The organism is Stenotrophomonas sp. NPDC078853 (assembly GCF_044901215.1).
Taxonomy (GTDB): domain Bacteria; phylum Pseudomonadota; class Gammaproteobacteria; order Xanthomonadales; family Xanthomonadaceae; genus Stenotrophomonas; species Stenotrophomonas lacuserhaii.
On record NZ_JBJDOQ010000041.1, the window covers coordinates 1 to 1,051 of the forward strand.

Below are 1,051 nucleotides of genomic sequence, written 5' to 3' on the forward strand. Positions count from 1 at the left end.
AAAGATACGGCAAACGAGAAACTACAAGCTCACACGATAACATACAAGTCCAATTACCATAAGGATTATACGCTCTAGATATGCGCGATGCGGTTCGGGGAAGCTTCGATCAGGGTCACCGGGATGGACTGGCCATCTTCAGTGAAAACGCGGCTCATGCCAGCCTTGCGGCCCACGAAGCCCAACGAATATTTCTTCGTCATGGTCGTAGTCCTCAGGTCAGCTTGATCTGAACGTCGACGCCGGCAGCCAGTTCGAGCTTCATCAGCGCGTCCACGGTCTTGTCGTTCGGATCAACGATATCGAGCACGCGCTTGTGCGTGCGGGTCTCGTACTGGTCACGCGCGTCTTTGTCGACGTGCGGGGAGACGAGGATGGTGTAGCGTTCGATCTTGGTCGGCAGCGGGATCGGGCCACGCACTTGCGCGCCGGTCCGCTTTGCCGTTTCTACGATCTCGCTGGCCGAACGGTCGATCAAGCGATGATCGAACGCCTTCAGCCGGATACGGATCTTTTGGTCCGCCATGACGGGGGTTCCTTCGTTAAAAGAGCGACGGACAAGGCCTCTGGGTTGCCATGTCCCATGAATATCCTGAATACAGACGGCCCGCACTCCTGCAGGCCGACAAGGTCAATCCCTTAACCTCAAAAACGTAGGCAGGTCGGTTTCCCGGCCTGCCCAGACGTAGAAGCATAGCGCACATACAAAAAGCCTGTCAACACAGTGTGTTGACAAAGCCTGAATGGCGCGACCGATCCTGGTCCGGGGAACACGAAACACATCCTGTGTTTCTTTTCCCTTTTAAAAGCACCCCGATGCCCTACCCAGGCAACATCGGGGTGCAGAGTCTAACAGATTACTTGATGATCTTGGAGACCACGCCGGCGCCGACGGTACGACCGCCTTCGCGGATGGCGAAGCGCAGGCCTTCGTCCATGGCGACCGGGTTGATCAGGGTGACAACCATCTTCACGTTGTCGCCCGGCATCACCATTTCAACACCTTCCGGCAGCTTGGCAGCGCCGGTGATGTCGGTGGTGCGGAAGTAGA

1 protein-coding gene and 2 pseudogenes are annotated in these 1,051 nt (G+C 56.7%); all 3 read right to left on the reverse strand.

From position 1 onward, the window contains the following. Positions 1 to 77: 77 nt before the first annotated feature. Positions 78 to 203, reverse strand: a pseudogene (gene rplC, locus ACI2JH_RS19760) (50S ribosomal protein L3); the annotation flags it as partial. An 11-nt stretch (positions 204 to 214) separates the two neighbouring features. Further along, complete coding sequence (rpsJ, locus tag ACI2JH_RS19765) at positions 215 to 526, reverse strand: 30S ribosomal protein S10 (protein WP_010341589.1); 312 nt, start codon at positions 524 to 526, stop codon at positions 215 to 217. Positions 527 to 857: 331 nt separating this feature from the next. Continuing rightward, positions 858 to 1,051 (reverse strand): annotated as a pseudogene (locus ACI2JH_RS19770) (elongation factor Tu); the annotation flags it as partial.